Origin of the sequence: Nonomuraea rubra, assembly GCF_014207985.1 — a bacterium.
GTDB classification, from domain to species: domain Bacteria; phylum Actinomycetota; class Actinomycetes; order Streptosporangiales; family Streptosporangiaceae; genus Nonomuraea; species Nonomuraea rubra.
Window position 1 is genome coordinate 7,260,201 of record NZ_JACHMI010000001.1, and the last position, 17,330, is coordinate 7,277,530.

The window sequence follows — 17,330 nt, forward strand, 5'->3', positions numbered from 1 at the left end:
CACGAGGGCTCACTGCTTCGGCCCCGCTGGTTGTGTGGTGCTGGGACAACCTCCACGTGCACCTGGACAGCCGGCTCGCCGAGTTCGCCCGAGCACGCCCCCGGAGGGTGTCGCGAGTTCCCTGCGCGCGGATACAAGCCGGGCTGGAGTACTGCGCGGTGTCCGGCAGTTTATGCACTGTGAGAATGACCCGCCGACAACGGCGGGCTCATGAGGAGTGAGCCGGGCGGACGTGCCGCAGTCTCGGCATGCGTGCTTCGGTCCATGGCTCTGACCGATCCCTGGTGCTGGGACGGCTCCAGCAGGCGCCGCCTCCGCCGCTGGTCCCACTGGTGCCGCCGTAGCCGCCGCTCGAAGAGCCGACGCCGGAGTAGCCCGCACCCGGCTCGCCGCGGCACGGCAGCCGGATCAGCATCAGCTGGCATGCAGCGGGAGACGATGAATGTCCGGTTGCCGCCCTGTGGTGGCCGCATCCTCCCCCTGCAAGCTCATGACCGGGCTGGTTCAGGAGTTCGAAGACATGCCTCTCAAGAAGGTGGCGACGCATGCCTGCCACTCGCGGGCCGAGGCCAGCACCGCGGTCATCTCGTGCGATCCATGGACGTGTCCCGGCCAGCAGATCACTTCGGCCGGGACTTCCTCCCGTCTCAGTGCCTGGCCGTAGGCTTCGCCTTCGTCGCGGAGAATGTCGTACTCGGCCACCATGATCAACGCTGGTGGCAGGCCTGCCAGGTCGCCGGCGAGGAGTGGTGAGGCGTACGGATGGCGGCGGTCCTCAGGGCCGCAGTACCTGTCGATGTTGGCGGCCAGTTCGTCCGGCGTCAGCACCAGCGCCTCAGCTGCGTTGGTCACCCGGCTCATCGTCAGGTCGAGCGCCGGGATCTCCAGGACCTGGGCGATGAGCTGCGGCCCGCTCCGGTCGCGGGCCATGAGCGCGACGGCGGCGGCCAGGTTGGCGCCCGAGGAGTCGCCTCCGATCGACAGCCGTGACGCGTCGGCCCCGAGCCGGGCGGCGTGCTCGGCCACCCACAGCAGGGCCGCGTAGCAGTCGAGAGGCGGCACGGGAAAGCGGTGCTCGGGGGCCAGCCGGTGAGCGACGGAGAACACCACGCAGCCGGCGTCGGCCGCGAGCCGGCCACAGACGGCGTCGCGATGGGCGAGCTCACCCAGCCACCAGCCGCCCCCGTGGATGTAGACGTGACAGGGCAGCGGCCCCATCCCAGCAGGCGTGTAGCTGCGAACCGTGATCTCGCCACCCTCCACCTGGACCAGGTGATCCTGTTGCGTCACTGCGGGCGCGGGCAGGGACACGGTGGCGGCGCGTTGATCCATCCCTCGGTGGATCATGGCTCGCTGCTGGGCGACCGGCACCGACGCGTCCGCCATCCGCGCGCGGTTCTCCTCGATGCGGGCGAGCATGGGGATGAGCTCAGGAAGTACGGGCACAGGTTCCGGCCTCCAGGTCGACGTGACAAGCGCCACTCGGATTGTTGGCCATCGGGCGGAGCAATACCAGGGCAGCGACCGGCCGCCGGCGGGACATTTCATGCCAGGTGTGCGCCCCTAGGGACCCCGATCGTGGGCTGCCATCCTGGCCCAGGAACACCCAGGCATACTCGACGGGACGGGGTGGCAATTGCGCGTGTCCAGCAACCCAGCGGGACACCGTTCACCGGCGTACAGCCAGGTACCCGGCGAGGTGGTCGATCACCTCGCGGGCGTCGGACTCGATGCCGTGGATGAACGTGGATCTGCGCCGCCACAGCAGGGGTAGCCCGAGCACGTACAGCCCGGGGCCGTCCACCACCCCGCCGTCGTGGCGCAGCCGCCCCTTCTCGTCGACCACGGGAACCTGGAGCCACCCGTAGTCGGGACGGAAGCCGGTCGCCCACACGATCGTACGGATCTCCCCACCGCGCAGGTCGAGCTGCAGTCGTGCCCGCTCGGGCACCCAGGCCTCGGGGTGGTCGGCGCCGAACACCGCTTCCCTCTTGTGGCTGCGCTCCTCGCCGAGGCCGAAGAACTCCTCTACTTCCTGTATTTCCGGTAGGTATTTGGCCGGGCACCGCCCGTGGCGGTTACCATAGGACCCATGTCGCAGCCAGCCACAACGCTCGGGGCCGGCAGCAGTGTCGGCATCGTGGAGACGCGGTACCTCGACCTGCCGGAGCCGGTGCGCCTCGACTGCGGCCGTGACTTACACCCGGTCCGGGTGGCGTACGAGACCTACGGCGCCCTCTCACCCCGGCGTGACAACGTCATCCTGGTGTGCCATGCGCTCAGCGGAGACGCCCACGCGGCGGGCCTGTCCAGGTCGCCGTCCGGGGAGAGCACCCGCGACGGGTTCGGAGCCGAAGGGCACGGCAAGGGGCTCGGCTGGTGGGACGGGATGATCGGCCCCGGCAAGGCGTTCGACACCGACCGCTACTTCGTCGTCTCCACGAACCTGCTCGGCGGCTGCCGGGGGACGACCGGGCCCTCCTCGATCGACCCGGCGACGGGCCGGCCGTACGGGCCGGACTTCCCGGTGATCACCGTCGCGGACATGGTGCGGACGCAGCGGGCGTTCCTGGACGTCCTGGGCATCGAACGGCTCGCGGCGGTGGCCGGGGGCTCGCTCGGCGGCATGCAGGCCCTGGAGTGGGCGGTGCTCTTCCCCGGCCAGGTCGACGCCGTCATCCCGATCGCCAGCACGCACGCGCTGCAGCCGCAGGGGGTCGCCTGGAACGCCATCGCGCGCGACTCGATCATGCGCGACCCGGCCTGGCAGGGCGGGCGCTACTACGGCACGGGCCAGGCCCCCGACGCCGGCATGGGCGTGGCGCGGATGGTCGGCCACGTCACCTACCTGTCGGCGCCCGCGCTGAGCGACAAGTTCGGCCGGCGGCTGCAGGACTCCGACGAGATCCGCTACACGATCACCGAGCCGGAGTTCGAGGTGGAGAGCTACCTGCGCCACCAGGCCGACTCGTTCGTCAGGCGCTTCGACGCCAACACCTACCTCTACACCTCGCGCGCGCTGACGTACTTCGACCTGGCCCGGCAGCACGGCGGCGGGTCGCTCGAGCGGGCGCTCGGCGGCGTCGCGGCGCGCACGCTGCTGATCGCCTTCAGCTCCGACTGGCTGTATCCGCCGTCGGCGTCGCAGGAGATCGAGCAGGCGCTGCGCGCGCTCGGCAAGCCGGTGGAGCTGCAGGTGATCGAGGCGCCGTACGGCCACGACTGCTTCCTGCTGGAGGAAGCGCGACAGACGCCCATCATCCGCCGGTTCCTGGCCCAGCCCGCCTGAGAGGTTCATGTGACCAACCAGTCCCCCCGTACGGAACAGGCCCGCGAGTTCGGGTTCGAGACCCGGCAGTTGCACGCCGGGCAACGCCCCGACCCGAACACGGGCGCCCGCGCGGTGCCGATCTTCCAGACGACCAGCTACGTCTTCGAGGACCCCGAGTCCGCGGCGGCGTACTTCAACCTTCAGGAGTACGGGAACACCTACTCGCGCATCATGAACCCGACCGTCGCGGTGTTCGAGGAGCGGGTGGCGAACCTGGAGGGCGGCGCCGGCGCGGTGGCGTTCGCCAGCGGGATCGCGGCGCAGGCGGCGGCGCTGTTCACGCTGCTGCAGCCGGGCGACCACGTCGTGTCGTCCTCGGCGCTCTACGGCGGGACGGTGAACCAGCTCAAGCACCTGCTGCGCAAGATGAGCGTGGAGCTGACCTGGGTCGATCCCGACGATCCGGACGCCTGGCGCAAGGCCGTCCAGTCGAACACGAAGGCGTTCTTCGGCGAGACGATCGGCAATCCCGCCGGGAACGTGCTGGACATCGAGACCGTGGCGGCCGTCGCGCACGAGCACGAGCTGCCGCTGATCGTGGACAACACGTTCGCGACGCCGTACCTGTGCCGGCCGATCGAGTGGGGCGCCGACATCGTGATCCACTCGGCGACCAAGTTCATCGGCGGGCACGGCACGAGCATCGGCGGGGTGGTGGTGGAGGCGGGCACGTTCGACTGGTCGAACGGGCGGTTCCCGGTGGTCGCGGATCCGTCGCCGGCCTACCACGGGCTGCGCTTCCACGAGACGTTCGGCGAGTACGGCTACCTGATGAAGCTGCGCGCCGAGACCCTGCGCGACCTGGGCGCGGCGCTGTCGCCGTTCAACGCCTTCCTGTTCCTGCAGGGGCTGGAGACGCTGTCGCTGCGCATGGACCGTCACGTCGGCAACGCGCTGGCGGTCGCGGCGTTCCTGCGGTCGCACGAGCTGGCCTCCGGCGTGACCTACCCCGGCCTGCCGGAGAGCCGGTACCGGCCGCTGGTGGGCAAGTACCTGCCGCGCGGCGCCGGCGCGGTGTTCTCCTTCGACTGCGCCGGCGGCCGTGCGGGCGGGCAGGGCCTCATCGGCGGGCTGACGCTCTGGTCCCACCTGGCGAACGTCGGCGACGCCAAGAGCCTGGTCATCCACCCCGCCAGCACGACACACCGGCAACTCGGCGACGACGAGCTGCGGGCGGCCGGCGTGGGCCCCGGCACGGTACGGCTGTCGGTCGGCACCGAGTCCGTCGAGGACCTGATCTGGGACCTGGAGCAGGGCTTCGCCCGCGTCGGAGAGGTGACCACGGCATGACCGGACTCGACCGCTACCAGGACGCGCTGACGATCCAGCGCGTGCTGCACACGACCGGCACGATCGCGATCGTCGGCCTGTCCGGCAACGAGCTGCGGGCCAGCCACTTCGTCGGCTACTACCTCAAGCGGCACGGCTACCGGGTCATCCCCGTGAACCCGCGCGAGACGGAGATCCTCGGCGAGACCAGCTACCCCACCCTGTCGGACGTCCCCGTCCCGGTCGATCTCGTGAACGTCTTCCGCGCGCCGGACGCCCTGCCGGAGATCGCGCGGGAGACGGTGGCGATCGGCGCCAGGGCGCTCTGGTGCCAGTTCGGCGTGATCAACGAGGAGGGCGCGCGGATCGCCGAGGACGGCGGCGTGACCGTGGTCATGGACCGCTGTCTCAAGGTCGAGCACGCACGCTACGTGGGCCGGATGCACTGGCTCGGCTTCAACACCCGGCGCATCACCTCCGTCCGCGCCGGGCTCCAGTAGCCCGGCCCGCCGACTCCGCCGGTGGGCCGCTCCGGGACGGGTGGCGAGCAGGGCGGTGGTGAGCAGGAAGCGGTGGTGGTTCGTTTTTCACGGGGCTGCCTCTTGTGCGGGGACGGGCCGGGGAACGGGCACGTCGAGCGCGGTCACGACGGTCGCGCCCGGCTCCGGCGGCCCACTGCCGAGCAGGACCACCCGGTCGGTTAGGGCCGGGGCCTCGTCCGCGCGGCCGGCGCCCTTCGGCAGGCCGAGCGCCCCGTTCCCGGCGAGGTCGCGCCAGGGCAGCAGCCTCGGGCGTCCTGCTCGATGCGCGGCTCGGCCCCGATGAAGGTGACGACTCCCGCCCTGGCCAGGGCGGGCAACTCGGCCTGGCGCTCCAGGGACGGGCCGCCGGCCAGCAGGCCGAACAGCCCCTCGAACCACCGATCGCCCGCCATGCGGGGACGCGCGTCCAGCAGCGCGCGGATCAGCGCCAGGTCGGGGCTGAAGCCGGGGTCGGCCCGCCGCTCCAGGTCGGCCGCGAGGTAGCCGTGCATCCATCGTTGCAGCCCCGCCAGGTCGCCGAAGCGCACGCCGCGCAGCGGGCGTTCGAGCCGGTCCAGGTGGAGCCGGTCGGCGAAGCACGGCACGGATTCGGTCACCAGTGCGCAGATAGAGCGCGACGACCACGGCCGGACGCCCGAAGCGGTAGCGGGCGACGGCGGAACGCAGTAAAGCTACGATGCGGATGATCTTATTGGACCGGCCTGGCCGCCCGGGCCGGTCAGCCGGGACCATGGGCCCTACGTGCCTGACTCTTCAAACGGACCCAGATAAGTGTGCAGGTGCTGGGGCAGCATGTGCTGGTAGGCCCGATACGGCGGGGTGGTGGAGGGTTGGCGGGCCAGCGCCTGGGCGGCGCCGTCCTTCGGGCCGGCGGCGTGCAGCAGCAGGAGCTCGGTCACGCCGTCGAAGGCGGCCTCGGCCTCGGGCTGCACCTCGCCGCACACGCACCCGACATCGTCATCATCACGCCCGGCCAGAAAGAACACGAGGGCCGCTCGGTCTGGGGGATACGGCTGCGGGACCTGGCAGGCACCGCGACGGCGGTCATCACCGCCGAAGCAGGCCAGGACACTCGCATCCGGGAAAGCGGCGAGCGCCCCCTGTGGGCTGACCTGACCCACGCCTACATGGACTGGCTACGCGCCGGCCGCCCGTCCTGTGCGGCGCCTACCGGATGACGGTCACGCCGGCGGGACAGGAGGTGCGGCGGCGTTAAGGGGTGTTGTCATATCGGGCCGAGATTTCCCGCTAACGACCGGGCCAGCCGCGCTGGGGGGGCGGAGCACGACATAAAGAGAGATATCGAGCAGTCCGGCCGAGCGGGAGGGTTGCTCGCCCTTGCTCTCGAGGCCGTCACCATCACGCAGGTGCAACTAACCAACGGCGGCCATCGGCTGGTGGCCATGTGGCGGCATGGCGTCCGAGTCGTCCGAGTCGTCCGAGGGCTCTTCTGCCGGGGCGATGTCGGCGCATCCTGCCGATCACCTGACCGCATCGTGTGGTGATCGCCGAGTGATTAGACGCTGCTGACAAGAACAGGGAGCCGGTGAGCGACAGGCGCGCGACAGCGCCGTGACAGGGTTTCCTGCAAGGCTAAGGAAACTCTGATCAGCAGGAAGGGAAACGATGAAACAAACCAAGAAGATGGGTTATCGGCGCGCTGATGACCATAGTCAATGCAACGGCAAATCCGGTCGCACAACGCACACCTAGATGAGGCACATCCATGCTCGCTTCTCTCCCGGAAGGCTCTCCATGAAACGAAGCATCGTCAGCGCCGGCTTACGCTGGTCGGCCCTGGTCATCATTCTGATCGGGACGTTGATCGCGGGCAGCACGCCTGCGCTCGCCGCGGCCGCCCCGCATTCGTCCGTTTCCCTTTATCAGGCCGCCGTAACGGAAGGGGTCGCCGCGCTGGGCCGGCGCCCGGGCAGCGTCTCGGACTGGAGCGGGGACGGCTTCGCCGACGTGCTCGGCGTCAAAGACGGCAAACTGCTGTACTACGCACATCAGGGCGCCGGGCTTGAAGGGCCATGGCAGATCGCGCCCGACATCAACTGGAGTAGCTTCAGACATCTGAAGGCCGCCGACTGGAGCTGCGACGGTTACGCCGACGTCCTCGGCATTGACCAGGGCGGCAATTTGATGTATTTCCCCCACAACGGGGCCGGTCTCAGCCCCCCACAGCGCTTCGGCATCACCGGCAGTTACAGCTATGCGCAGCACATGATGGTGGCAGACTGGAGTGGCGACGGATGCGCCGATCTTCTAACCGTGGACGGCAACGGAAACCTGTGGTACCAGCCCAACAACAACCTGCAGCCCAGCCTGAGTGAGCAGCTCGATTATCGGATATTCGCCGGCTCGTTCCCCCACGTGGTGGCCGCTGACTGGAGCGGCGACGGGTACGCTGATGTCCTCGGCCAGGCGGGCACTGCGGTCTTCTACTACCCTCACAACGGAAACAGGCTCACCACCCCCGAATTCCTCCGCCACGGAACGTGGAACTTCATGCGCGCCATGGATTGGAGCGGAGACGGACACGCCGACCTGATCGCCGTCGCTCCTGACGGCAATCTGTTGTACTACGCCAATAACGGAAACACGATCGGCGGCCCGCCCGCCGTCATCGGTGTGGGCTGGTCCGGCTTCCAGCACATTCTTTAGCAGTTCCCCTGGCGCGGGTCTCGGCACCGTCCAGGGCCCGCCCTCAGTTTCCGTGGCGTGGCAGGCGCAGTGTGAAGCAGGCGTGTGAAGCAGGCGCCGCGGTCGCTGTTCTCGATCCGCAGGGTGCCCCGCCGCCCTCGGCGATCTGCCGGGCGATCGCCAGGCCCCATTCGGTGCCGCCGGCGTCCTTGTCGCGGGCGGCGTCCAGCCGGGCGAACCGCTGGACATCTGTGCGACGACCGGGACCGGAGCTTCAAACGGCAGCTCGCCGTCGTTCTCGACGGGCTCGCGGCCCCGATTGCTGAGGGACCGGCCGGGTCGCCAGGCGTGGACGACTGGTCGGCACCATGCCACCCTCGCTACGCAGCGAATCAGGGTCGATCCCTGCCTGGTGACAGGATGCTCCACACGGTAGAAGCCGAGACCTTGTAGTCCACGCGGGTCAGTTCACCGTGGATGCGCGCCACGCCCGCAGCTCAGCTCTCTTCGGCGATGAGCTGCATGAATGTGTCGTCACACATGCCTTGATCGCAACCACGGTGGGCGGCCGACGTGCTCGTGCTGTTCGACGATCCGGGCGCGCGCGCTCTCGGCGTCGCCGAGATCGCCGAGCGGCCGGGCGTTCAGCCATGACGGCTCTACTCTGCTGCTGCTGAGCCGCTGAACACGAAGACCGCAGGCGGAGGAGCCTACGCCACCAGGGTCGACGTCAACAGGACCGCCGCAACCTTCGACACCGACGTCACGGTCGGCGCCTGGAGAGACTCGCTGGCCGACGGTTGCAGTTCTTGCATTAGCGTGGCGTTGTGCGTTTCGGGGTCTTGGGCTCGCTGGAGCTGCGAGCGGCTGACGGTACCTTGGCAGAGGTACGTGAGGCGAAGGTCCGGGTGTTGCTCGTCGCGCTGCTCCTCAGCGAGGGCCGGCCGGTGGCGACCGACCGCCTGATCGAGATCCTGTGGGGAGACGATCTGCCCGCCAATCCATCGGCGGCCCTGCACACGAAGGTCTCTCGGCTGCGCCGCGTGCTGGAGAACTCCGAGCCGGGCAGCGGCCGGCTGGTGGAGACCCGCGCGCCGGGGTACGCGTTGTGCGTCGATGCGGACGCGGTGGACATGGGCCGGTTCGCCGCCTTGGTGGGGCGGGCCGCGGCGGTCACGGACATGGTGGCGCGATCCGCCGTGCTGGCCGAGGCCCTGGCGCTGTGGCGGGGGCCGGCGTTCGCCGAGTTCCGTGACTTGGGGTTCGTCCGTTCGCCGATCCGGCGGCTGGAGGAGTTACGGCTGGCCGCGCTGGAGGCCCGTGCCGATGCGCGGCTCGAAGCCGGTGAGCAGGCCGACGACCTCGCCCTCCTGGCAGGCGAGCTCGGTGACCTGACCGCCCGGCACCCCCTGCGGGAACGCCTCCAAGCGCTGCACCTGCGTGCCCTCGCCCGGGCCGGTAGGCAGCACGAGGCGCTGCAGGCCTACCACCACGTACGCCGCCGGCTGGCCGACGAGCTCGGGGTGGACCCCGGGCCCGAGCTCGCGGCCGCCTACCAGGAGCTCCTGCGGCCCCCATCGGCGCCGGCCCTGCCGGAGCCTCGCACCAGCCTGCCGGTACCGCTCACCGGGCTCATCGGGCGGGCCGGCGCGCTGGCCGACGTGGTGTCGCGGCTTCAGTCCTTCCGGCTGGTCACGCTCACGGGGCCGGGCGGCGTCGGCAAGACCCGCCTGGCGCTGGAGGTGATGCACCGGCTGGCCGGCACGTTCCCGGACGGTGCGTGCCTGGTCGAGCTCGCGGCGCGCTCCGGCTCCGACTCCGGATCCAACTCAGACTCCGGATCCAGTTCCTGCGACGACGTGGCCGAGGCCGCGCTGGCCGCGCTCGGCGTCCGGGACGACGCGAAGGCCGGCCCGATCAGCGCCCCGCAACGGCTCGCCGACGCGCTGCGCGGCCGCCGTCTGCTGCTGGTCCTGGACAACTGCGAGCATGTGATCGGGCCGACGGCCGAGCTGGCGGAGCTGCTGCTCAAGACCGATCCCGGACTGAGCATCCTGACGACCAGCCGCCGGTCGCTGGGGCTCGCCGGGGAGGTGCTGTGGCACGTGCCGCCACTGGACGAGGACAGCGCCATGGAACTCTTCGCCGAGCGGGCGGCCGCGGCGGTCCCCGGGCTCGCCCTCGATGCCAGTATCGCCGGGACCGTCGCAGAGGTGTGCCGCCGGCTCGACGGGCTGCCTCTGGCCCTTGAACTGGCTGCCACGCGCCTTCGGACGCTCGACGTACGGGAGCTGGCCCGCCGGCTCGACGACCGCTTCGCGGTGCTGAGCACCGGTCACCGGGGTGCCCCGCCCCAGCAACGCACCCTTCGGGTGATGATCGACTGGAGCTGGGCACAGCTGACCGGGACCGAACGCGCCGTGCTCCGACGGCTCGCCGTGCATGCGGACGGCTGCACGCTGGAGGCCGCCGAGACGGTGTGCGCGGGAGATGGCGTCGAGGCCGGGCAGGTGCTGGAGGCGCTTGCCGGCCTGGTGGACGCCTCGCTGGTGAGCACCGCGCCAAGGTATCGGCTGCTGGAATCCGTGACCGCCTACGGCCTCGAGCGTCTGACCGAGGCGGGGGAGACGGCGGCGGTCCGGCACAGGCATCTGCGCTACTACACCGCGTTCGCCGAACGGGCCGAACTGCACCTGCGCGGCCATGACCAGCGAATCTGGCTCGAACGCCTGGACGCCGAGGCCGCCAACCTGCGGGCGGCGCTGGACTTCGCGCTCGATGCCGGCGCCACCGAGCACGCGCTCTGGCTGGTCAACGCCCAGGCGTGGTATTGGTTCCTGCGCGGCCGCTACACCGAGGCGCGGCTGTCGCTGGGCAAGGCCCTGGCCATCACAGGCGGCGAATCAACCAACGCCCGAGCCAAGGCGGAGGTCTGGCACTCCGGCTTCGTGTCACTGACCGGCGTCCGCGTCCAGGTAACGCCCGTACCGCGGGAGACTCCCGGCGATCCGGCGGTACGAGCGCTGGCGGCCTGGTTGCGCGGGTTCATCCAGTACGCGCCCGGCGGCGACCTGACGGACAGCGAGAACGCCATGAGGCAGGCGCTGAAGGAATTCCGGGCTCTCGACGACCGCTGGGGGATCGCCGCGGCGCTCGCGATCCGGGCCGGTCAGGCGATGCTCCGGGGAAACCTGGCCGAAGCGGGCGACTTCGGCGGCCAGAGCCTGGAGCTCTTCCGCGGCCTCGGTGACCGATGGGGACACCTGCAGACCGTCCAACCGCTCGCCTCCCTAGCCGAGGTCAAGGGTGACTACGAACGCGCTGAGCGGTTGCACGGCGACGGGCTCCGGCTGGCCGAGGAGCTGGGCCTGTGGCCCAGCGTGGCCGACCGCCTGATTGGCCTGGGCCACATCGCCCTGCTCACCGGGCATCACGCCCGCTCCAGGGAGTTCCACGAGCGGGCCCGCCGCCTGGCCGCAGAACAAGGCTACGTGTACGGGGAGCTGCACGCCGAACTCGGGCTGGCGCTGGTGGCACGCCGTGAGGCCAACTTCGAGCTCGCCGAGCAGCTGCTGCGCAGCGTGCAGGGCCGCTACGACAGGCTGTCGCCCGCGTCCGGTTCCGCACTGATCTCGGCCGAGCTCGGCTTCACCGCCGAACAGCGCGGCAACGCCGCGGCCGCCCTGGCTCTGCACCTGGAGAGCCTGGCCATCGCACGCCGCAACGGCGACCTGCGCGCGGTCGCTCTGGCCATCGAGGGGCTGGCAGGAGCGCATGCTCTCAACGGGCGGCATGAGCAGGCGGCCGCACTGCTCGGCGCGGCGTCCGCCTGCCGGGACTCGGTGGGCGCTCCGCTACCGCGCGCCGAACGCGGCGACGTCGATCGGATCACCGCCACGATCCGGGCCGCCATCGGCGAACAAGCGTTCACCGCCGGGTTCGCCCGAGGCCTCACGCTCAACCCCGCCGAAATCTATGGGCAGACCAACGGCGTCGCAGGCGAGGCGCAATCCGTGACGGGCCCATGTTCCTGCGCAGGTCACGCACACTGAGGCGGCACCTGCACCGGCGGCGTACAGCGGCACGAACCCACCTGCGCCGTGCAGGAGTGCCCGCAGGCCCGGCCGAGCCCGGGGAGACGGCCCAGCAGCGGCTCCGCAGTGCACCGCCAACCCTCGGGGTGACCGGAGTATTCGCCGAACATCCAACAGATTTGGCTGACCAGCGAAACGCTGACCTGTGACCGGTGGACCAAGCCGGGCAGGCGCCGATGCCCGGGGCATGGACCGCCTTACCTCCTGGCCGACGCGGGATGTGTTCAGCCGGTGGCCAGGCGCAGCTCTGCGAACTCGGCGCGTGCCGCCTCGGCCGACTCGGGGTAGGCCTGCGACTTTTCGTACCCGGCGAGCGCCCGGTAGATGCTGGCCGGCGAAGGGTTGCCGCCCTTGCGTTTCCCGGTGGGGATGATCAGGTCCTTACGGATGTCGTGGACACGTTCCCCGGCGGCTCTGCGGCGCAGCACGGTGTGCAGCATGTCGTCCGTGATCACCACGCCCTCCGGTGATCTTCTCCGGGAATCGAGCGTTTCTGAGAGTCAAGTCCTGACGTGACCAATGCGGCGGGATGACCGCTGACCGATGACAGACGACGGGCGGCGTGCGAACGGGGTAGCGGCGATATGCGTCCGCACCACCCGCCGCCTCGTCAGCCGACGGTACTGAGCAGGTGCGCGTCCCTCTACGCCAGGCTCAGGTGAGACAGATGGGACTGAAGTTTCTTCATAACATGAGCAGGGCGAGAACGAGTATCCACCGCAGCGATCATGTAGCCATGACCTCCAGCACAGCACCGGGCCGCGGGGCGGCCGGTCCAAGCGGCTGCGGCTGGTTGGTGGGCGCGCAGCGCTCGAGCGCGCGAGATGCGGCGTCTCCTTGGCAGGTGTGACCGCCATGACGGCGTCCATGCAGTGTCCCGTGGAAGGGGGTTGGGGTGAGCGTCACCACGTGCCCGACGGCAACCGCCGCACCATCGGCGTCGACGAAGCCATCGCCATGGCCCGCGTCTTCGGCATCCCCCTGGAAGAACTCCCACTCCCACCCGAAAGCGGCGAGGGACGCGACCTGCACGACCTCACCCGGACCATCACCCGCGAGGGCCGTAACGCCACCCACCAGTACGCCCAGTACCTGCTCGCCTGGGCCCGCCTGCGCCACCGCCTGTCCAGCGACGACAGCCGCACCGCTTACGAGGACTTCCTGACCGCACGCAAGATCGACGCCGGCACCGCCCGGCACGCCATCACCTTCTGGCTCGACCCGACCTCCTGGCAGCACGCCACCACCGCCTACGACACCCTGCACCACACCCTGCAAGCCATGGGCACCGGCCACGACCTGACCCCGCCTACCCAGGACATCCGCGAGCGCTCCAGCAGGGTGCCCGACCTCCTGCGACTGCGCGACCTGTTCACCACGAGGATCCCCGGCACCCCGGCCAGGGTGGTCCCGGACCTCATCTACCACTTCGCCGACCTCCTGGTCCGCACCGGGATGCTCCAGGCCGCCGTCCCGGTCATCGACTCCTACGCCCGCGGCATCCCGCACCCTGCCGACGACGTCGTCGCCGAGATCAACCGCCGACTGCAGGAGATCGCCGACCGGAAACCGCACGACCGGATCGACTACCTGGAAAGCCTGGCCGCCCGCATCGGACTGCGGCACCAGGGTGTCCCTCGCCATGATCAAAGCGGCGCACCGGAAGAAGGCGCCCCTGCCGGACCATGACGAGGTGCGGCGCAAGTTCCAGACTGGCCAACCGCTGCGGTCGCTGACCTTCGGCGAGCACTGGAGCAGGTGGGTGGAGCGCCGACGGCGGCTCAAGGACGTCTGCAAGTCCACGCCGACCCACTACATCACCCACCATGACGTGCACTTCGGCGCAGTCCTCGACGAGGTCCCGCTGGACCGCATCTTCGTGCCCACCATCGAACGGGTCTTCTCCGGCATCGAGGAGAAGAACGCCGAGATCCTCGCCGCCCGCCGGTCCGACGACCCCGAGATCCGCGCATCGGTACGCGGCAAACGCCCGACCGGGCCGGTGACCAAACACCGCATCAAGGCCACGATCAGGAGCGTGCTGGCCGACGCCATGCGCGAACACCTGGTCACCTTCAACGCCGCTGCCCTGGTGAACCTACCCGCGGGATCACCTCCGCGATGCTGCGGCACTCCAGTCTCGCCATGACCTCCGACCTCTACACCGCCGAACTGCCCGAGGTGGCACACGCGGCGGCGGAGGCCAGCGCCGCTCTGGTACCCCGCACGGCCTCCCTGAGGGACCTGTCGGCGACCCGCGGTCTCCCCCACAAGAGCCATCCCATCCACCAGAGGAAAAACAGGAGGTCAGGGCCATGGCAGGCACCTGGTCAGCGGAGTTCAGCCGCGGTATCGGGGGATCGGCGATCCCCCGACAACCGCTCTCTGCAACAGCGCCGCCGGACGCGCCACTCTCGATACATGAACATTTCCGGTAACACCGTCTTCATCCCCGGCGCCACCAGCGGCATCGGTCTCGCGCTCGCCCTGGCCCTCCAGTCCAGGGGCAACACCGTCATCATCGGCGGCCGCCGTACCGAACTGCTGGAGAAGATCGCCGCCGAGAACCCCGGCATCGACACCGTGCAGATCGACACGACGGACGCGGCGAGCATCGGCGCCGCCGCCAAGCAGGTGCTGGCCCGGCACCCCGGCCTGAACGTGCTGATCACCATGGCCGGCATCATGCGCGTCGAGGACTGGCGCCGGCCCGAGTCGTTCCTGGCCTCCGCCGAGGACGTGGTGACGACGAACGTGCTCGGCCCGATCCGGCTCATCGCCGCGTTCGTCGAGCACCTGCAGGCGCAGCCGGACTCCACGATCGTCACCGTCTCCTCGGGGCTGGCGTTCGCGCCGCTCAAGGCGACGCCGAGTTACAACGCCTCCAAGGCGGCGATCCACATGCTCAGCGAGTCGATCCGGCTGCAGCTCGCCGGCACCAGTGTGAAGGTCGTGGAGCTGGAGCCGCCGTCCGTCCGGACCGCGCTGCTGCCCGGGCAGGAGACGAGCGAGTTCGCGATGCCGCTGGAGGAGTTCGTGGCGGAGGCCGTCGCGCTGCTGGAGTCCCGGCCGGACGCGAAGGAGATCCAGGTCGAGCGGGTGAAGTTCCTGCGGTACGGCGAGGCGCGCGGCGACTACGACCAGGTCGTCGCGACGCTCAACGCCGCCGACCCGCACGGGAAGTAGGCCTGCCCGGGTCGAGCGGTGCGGGTGCCCGGAAACCGCCGAGCGTCACATGGGCAGCAGGAACAGGCTCAGCGGCGTGCTGACCACGGTGACCGCGATCGACAGCAGCAGGACGCGCAGCGGGAGCGAGGCCGTGGCCGGGGTGGCGAGCCGGTCGAGGCGGGCGTCGATGTCCCCGTCGGCCCCGCCCAGCGTGCCCGCGGGGGCGGGCAGCCGGTCGCAGGCGCGGAAGCGGCGCAACGCCGACGCGAGGCCGGCGCGGCCGTGCAGGCGGGCGGCCCGGTCGTCGGCGCGCATCTCCACCAGCGCCGCCACCCGCCGCCGCATCACCCGCGCCGCCCGGCTCCACGGGAACGCCCGCTCCAGCACGGTGAACGGCAGCAGCGCCAGGTCGTGCCGTTCCGCGACGTGGGCGCGCTCGTGGGCGAGCACGGCGGCCAGTTCGCCGGCGCGCAGCAGGCCGAGCGTGCCGGTGCTGACCACGATCGCCGCCCGCCTGCCCGGCACGCAGTACGCGGCCACCGCGGGATGCTCGACGACCAGCGCCTCCCGCACCGCCGGGTCCTGCCGGGCCACCAGCCCGAGCAGCATGCGCTGCCGCCGCCGCAGCCCCGCCAGCGCCCGGCAGGTCACCGCGAACGCGCCCAGCGTCCACACCGCCAGCCCTGCCCCGAAGGCGATCGCGAGCACGTGCCCCGCCGTCATCCCCGCAGGCAGGCTCCCGCGCGCCGCGTCGGCGCAGAAGCGGGCGAGGCGAGGTTCGACCTGACCGGCGGCGTGCTGCTGGGGCTCGGGGCCGGGCTGGCGCTGTTCGGGATCACGCAGGCGCAGGTCGCCGGCCTGGCGGCGCCCTCGTGCTGGGGCAGCCTGGTGGTGGCGGTCGTGGCCGTCGCGCTGTTCGGGTGGCGTACGGTACGGGTCGCGCACCCGTTCGTACCGCCCGCGCTGTTCGCCAACCGGGCCTACCGGAGCGCGGTCGCCGTCGCGTTCCTGGCCATGGTGGTCAACCTCGGCGGGCTGGTGTTCGTGCCGCTGCTGGTCGTGGACGTCAACGGCCTCACCCCTGGGGCGGGCGCCCTGGTCATGATCCCGGCCGGGATCGCCGTCGCCCTCGTCTCGCCGCTGATCGGCCGCCTGGCCGACCGCATCGGCACCCGGCCCCTGGTGCTCGCGGGCCTCGCGGTCGTCGGGGTGTTCGCCCTGTTCCTGTCCACCTTCACGGGCGGCGGCTCGGTGGTCCCGGCGGGGGCGGGGATCTTCGGGTTGAGCGTCGGGTTCATCTTCGTCCTGACGCCGCTGATCAGCGCCGCGGCGGGCGCGCTGCCGGACGGGCAGGCCGGGGCGGGGATCGGGATCCTTCAGGGAGCGCAGTTCCTAGGCGCCGGCACCGGGCCCGCCCTGTTCGGGGTGCTGGTGACCGCGCGGCAGCAGAGCGGCGGTGACGCCGTGAACCCCCTGTACGCCGGCCACGCGGGCGCCGCCTACTCGGACGTCTTCCTGGCCATGGCCGCGGTCACCGTCCTGGCGCTGGCCGTCGCGTTCCGGATGCGGCCCGCGACACAGGGGGCGTGAGGCAGACCCCAAGGCGCGCCCGCCCGTCCGTCATGGTGGCGCGCGCCTGTGCGTCATCACGCCGCGAGGCGGGCGGGCGCCCGTCGGGGTCAGAGGGCCAGCGCGGCCATGAACGCCATGCTGGCGGCCATGCCGGCCGAGCACGCGTCCCTGCCGAGCGTCGCCCGATCGCCGCTCCGTCCCGGACAGACGCTGATGAGCCGGGCGCAGGTCCAGCCCAGCCCGATGATCAGGGCCACCGAGGCCAGCGACCCGCCTCCGTGCGAGTGCCCGGACGGGGTGCCGCCGAGCGCCGCCAGCACCAGCAGGACGGACATGATCACGAAGTCCTGGAGGTGGTGACCGATCTCCGCGCGGCGGGCGGGCGAGCCGCAGATCCAGCCGGCGGCCAGCAGCACGAGCACCCCGGCGGCGAGAAATGGCCCGCCCAGGTGCCCGGCCGCCATGCCGAACGCCATGACGACGTGCGGCCACCTCCTGCCGGCCCGCCCTGAGGGCAGCAGGGCCGGGGCGAGCGCCAGCACGCAGCCTGCACCGGCCGCCACCGTGTGCAGCAACGCTTGCATCAGGCGTCCGGGCCGGTTCCGCGAGAGCTCAACGGTGCACTCCTTGCCGTCGACGGTGTCACACCCATGGGACCGGACAGCACGGCACGCTGTGACACGAACGAACGTGACCTGGATCCTACCG

Annotated in this window: 16 protein-coding genes; 9 read left to right on the forward strand and 7 right to left on the reverse strand. The window is 70.8% G+C overall.

Annotated elements, in window-relative coordinates; translation table 11 throughout:
* Positions 1-504: 504 nt before the first annotated feature.
* Both HD593_RS33085 and HD593_RS62125 read right to left on the reverse strand, forming a co-directional pair.
* Positions 505-1,446, reverse strand: a complete 942-nt coding sequence (locus HD593_RS33085; RefSeq protein WP_185105879.1) for an alpha/beta hydrolase — start codon at positions 1,444-1,446, stop codon at positions 505-507.
* 223 nt (positions 1,447-1,669) lie between these two features.
* The gene (locus tag HD593_RS62125; protein ID WP_246546829.1) at positions 1,670-1,981 is read right to left on the reverse strand and encodes a hypothetical protein; all 312 of its coding nucleotides are present in this window, start codon (positions 1,979-1,981) and stop codon (positions 1,670-1,672) included.
* Between the two features lie 111 nt (positions 1,982-2,092).
* Here HD593_RS62125 and metX point away from each other — a divergent pair, with 111 nt between their 5' ends.
* The 3 genes from metX to HD593_RS33105 are packed head-to-tail and all read left to right on the forward strand — an operon-like array spanning position 2,093 to position 5,100.
* Positions 2,093-3,289, forward strand: coding sequence for a homoserine O-acetyltransferase MetX (gene metX / locus HD593_RS33095; RefSeq protein ID WP_185105880.1), 1,197 nt, complete (start codon positions 2,093-2,095; stop codon positions 3,287-3,289).
* Between the two features lie 9 nt (positions 3,290-3,298).
* Entirely contained in the window at positions 3,299-4,621 is a 1,323-nt protein-coding gene (locus HD593_RS33100) for an O-acetylhomoserine aminocarboxypropyltransferase/cysteine synthase family protein (protein ID WP_185105881.1), read from the forward strand.
* Positions 4,618-5,100 carry a CoA-binding protein gene (locus tag HD593_RS33105; RefSeq protein ID WP_185105882.1) on the forward strand — a complete coding sequence of 161 codons (483 nt, stop codon included), beginning with the start codon at positions 4,618-4,620 and terminating at the stop codon, positions 5,098-5,100. The genes HD593_RS33100 and HD593_RS33105 overlap by 4 nt, the downstream gene beginning before the upstream one ends.
* 200 nt (positions 5,101-5,300) lie before the next feature.
* On the opposite strand, the gene HD593_RS33110 is transcribed toward HD593_RS33105, so the two are convergent.
* Positions 5,301-5,738 carry a hypothetical protein gene (locus tag HD593_RS33110; RefSeq protein WP_185105883.1) on the reverse strand — a complete coding sequence of 146 codons (438 nt, stop codon included), beginning with the start codon at positions 5,736-5,738 and terminating at the stop codon, positions 5,301-5,303.
* A gap of 141 nt (positions 5,739-5,879) precedes the next feature.
* Entirely contained in the window at positions 5,880-6,128 is a 249-nt protein-coding gene (locus HD593_RS33115) for a hypothetical protein (protein ID WP_185105884.1), read from the reverse strand.
* A 769-nt stretch (positions 6,129-6,897) separates the two neighbouring features.
* Here HD593_RS33115 and HD593_RS33120 point away from each other — a divergent pair.
* Both HD593_RS33120 and HD593_RS33125 read left to right on the forward strand, forming a co-directional pair.
* On the forward strand, positions 6,898-7,809 hold the full coding sequence (locus tag HD593_RS33120) for an FG-GAP repeat domain-containing protein (protein WP_185105885.1): 912 nt from the start codon (positions 6,898-6,900) through the stop codon (positions 7,807-7,809).
* A gap of 857 nt (positions 7,810-8,666) precedes the next feature.
* On the forward strand, positions 8,667-11,840 hold the full coding sequence (locus HD593_RS33125; protein ID WP_246546832.1) for an AfsR/SARP family transcriptional regulator: 3,174 nt from the start codon (positions 8,667-8,669) through the stop codon (positions 11,838-11,840).
* 266 nt (positions 11,841-12,106) lie between these two features.
* On the opposite strand, the gene HD593_RS33130 is transcribed toward HD593_RS33125, so the two are convergent.
* Entirely contained in the window at positions 12,107-12,337 is a 231-nt protein-coding gene (locus HD593_RS33130) for a hypothetical protein (RefSeq protein ID WP_221525119.1), read from the reverse strand.
* A 454-nt stretch (positions 12,338-12,791) separates the two neighbouring features.
* Between HD593_RS33130 and HD593_RS33135 the strand changes: the two genes are divergently transcribed.
* From HD593_RS33135 to HD593_RS33145, 3 genes are all read left to right on the forward strand, one after another.
* The gene (locus HD593_RS33135; RefSeq protein WP_185105887.1) at positions 12,792-13,571 is read left to right on the forward strand and encodes a hypothetical protein; all 780 of its coding nucleotides are present in this window, start codon (positions 12,792-12,794) and stop codon (positions 13,569-13,571) included.
* 4 nt (positions 13,572-13,575) lie between these two features.
* Entirely contained in the window at positions 13,576-14,031 is a 456-nt protein-coding gene (locus HD593_RS33140) for a hypothetical protein (RefSeq protein ID WP_185105888.1), read from the forward strand.
* 272 nt (positions 14,032-14,303) lie between these two features.
* Positions 14,304-15,068: an SDR family oxidoreductase gene (locus HD593_RS33145; protein ID WP_185105889.1), complete on the forward strand. Its 765-nt coding sequence runs from the start codon at positions 14,304-14,306 to the stop codon at positions 15,066-15,068.
* A 45-nt stretch (positions 15,069-15,113) separates the two neighbouring features.
* On the opposite strand, the gene HD593_RS33150 is transcribed toward HD593_RS33145, so the two are convergent.
* On the reverse strand, positions 15,114-15,773 hold the full coding sequence (locus HD593_RS33150; RefSeq protein WP_185105890.1) for a M56 family metallopeptidase: 660 nt from the start codon (positions 15,771-15,773) through the stop codon (positions 15,114-15,116).
* Here HD593_RS33150 and HD593_RS33155 point away from each other — a divergent pair.
* Positions 15,759-16,640 (forward strand): MFS transporter, encoded by an 882-nt coding sequence (locus HD593_RS33155; protein WP_185105891.1) that lies wholly within the window; start codon positions 15,759-15,761, stop codon positions 16,638-16,640. The genes HD593_RS33150 and HD593_RS33155 overlap by 15 nt on opposite strands.
* 89 nt (positions 16,641-16,729) lie before the next feature.
* On the opposite strand, the gene HD593_RS33160 is transcribed toward HD593_RS33155, so the two are convergent.
* Entirely contained in the window at positions 16,730-17,206 is a 477-nt protein-coding gene (locus HD593_RS33160; RefSeq protein WP_185105892.1) for a hypothetical protein, read from the reverse strand.
* Positions 17,207-17,330 lie beyond the last annotated feature (124 nt).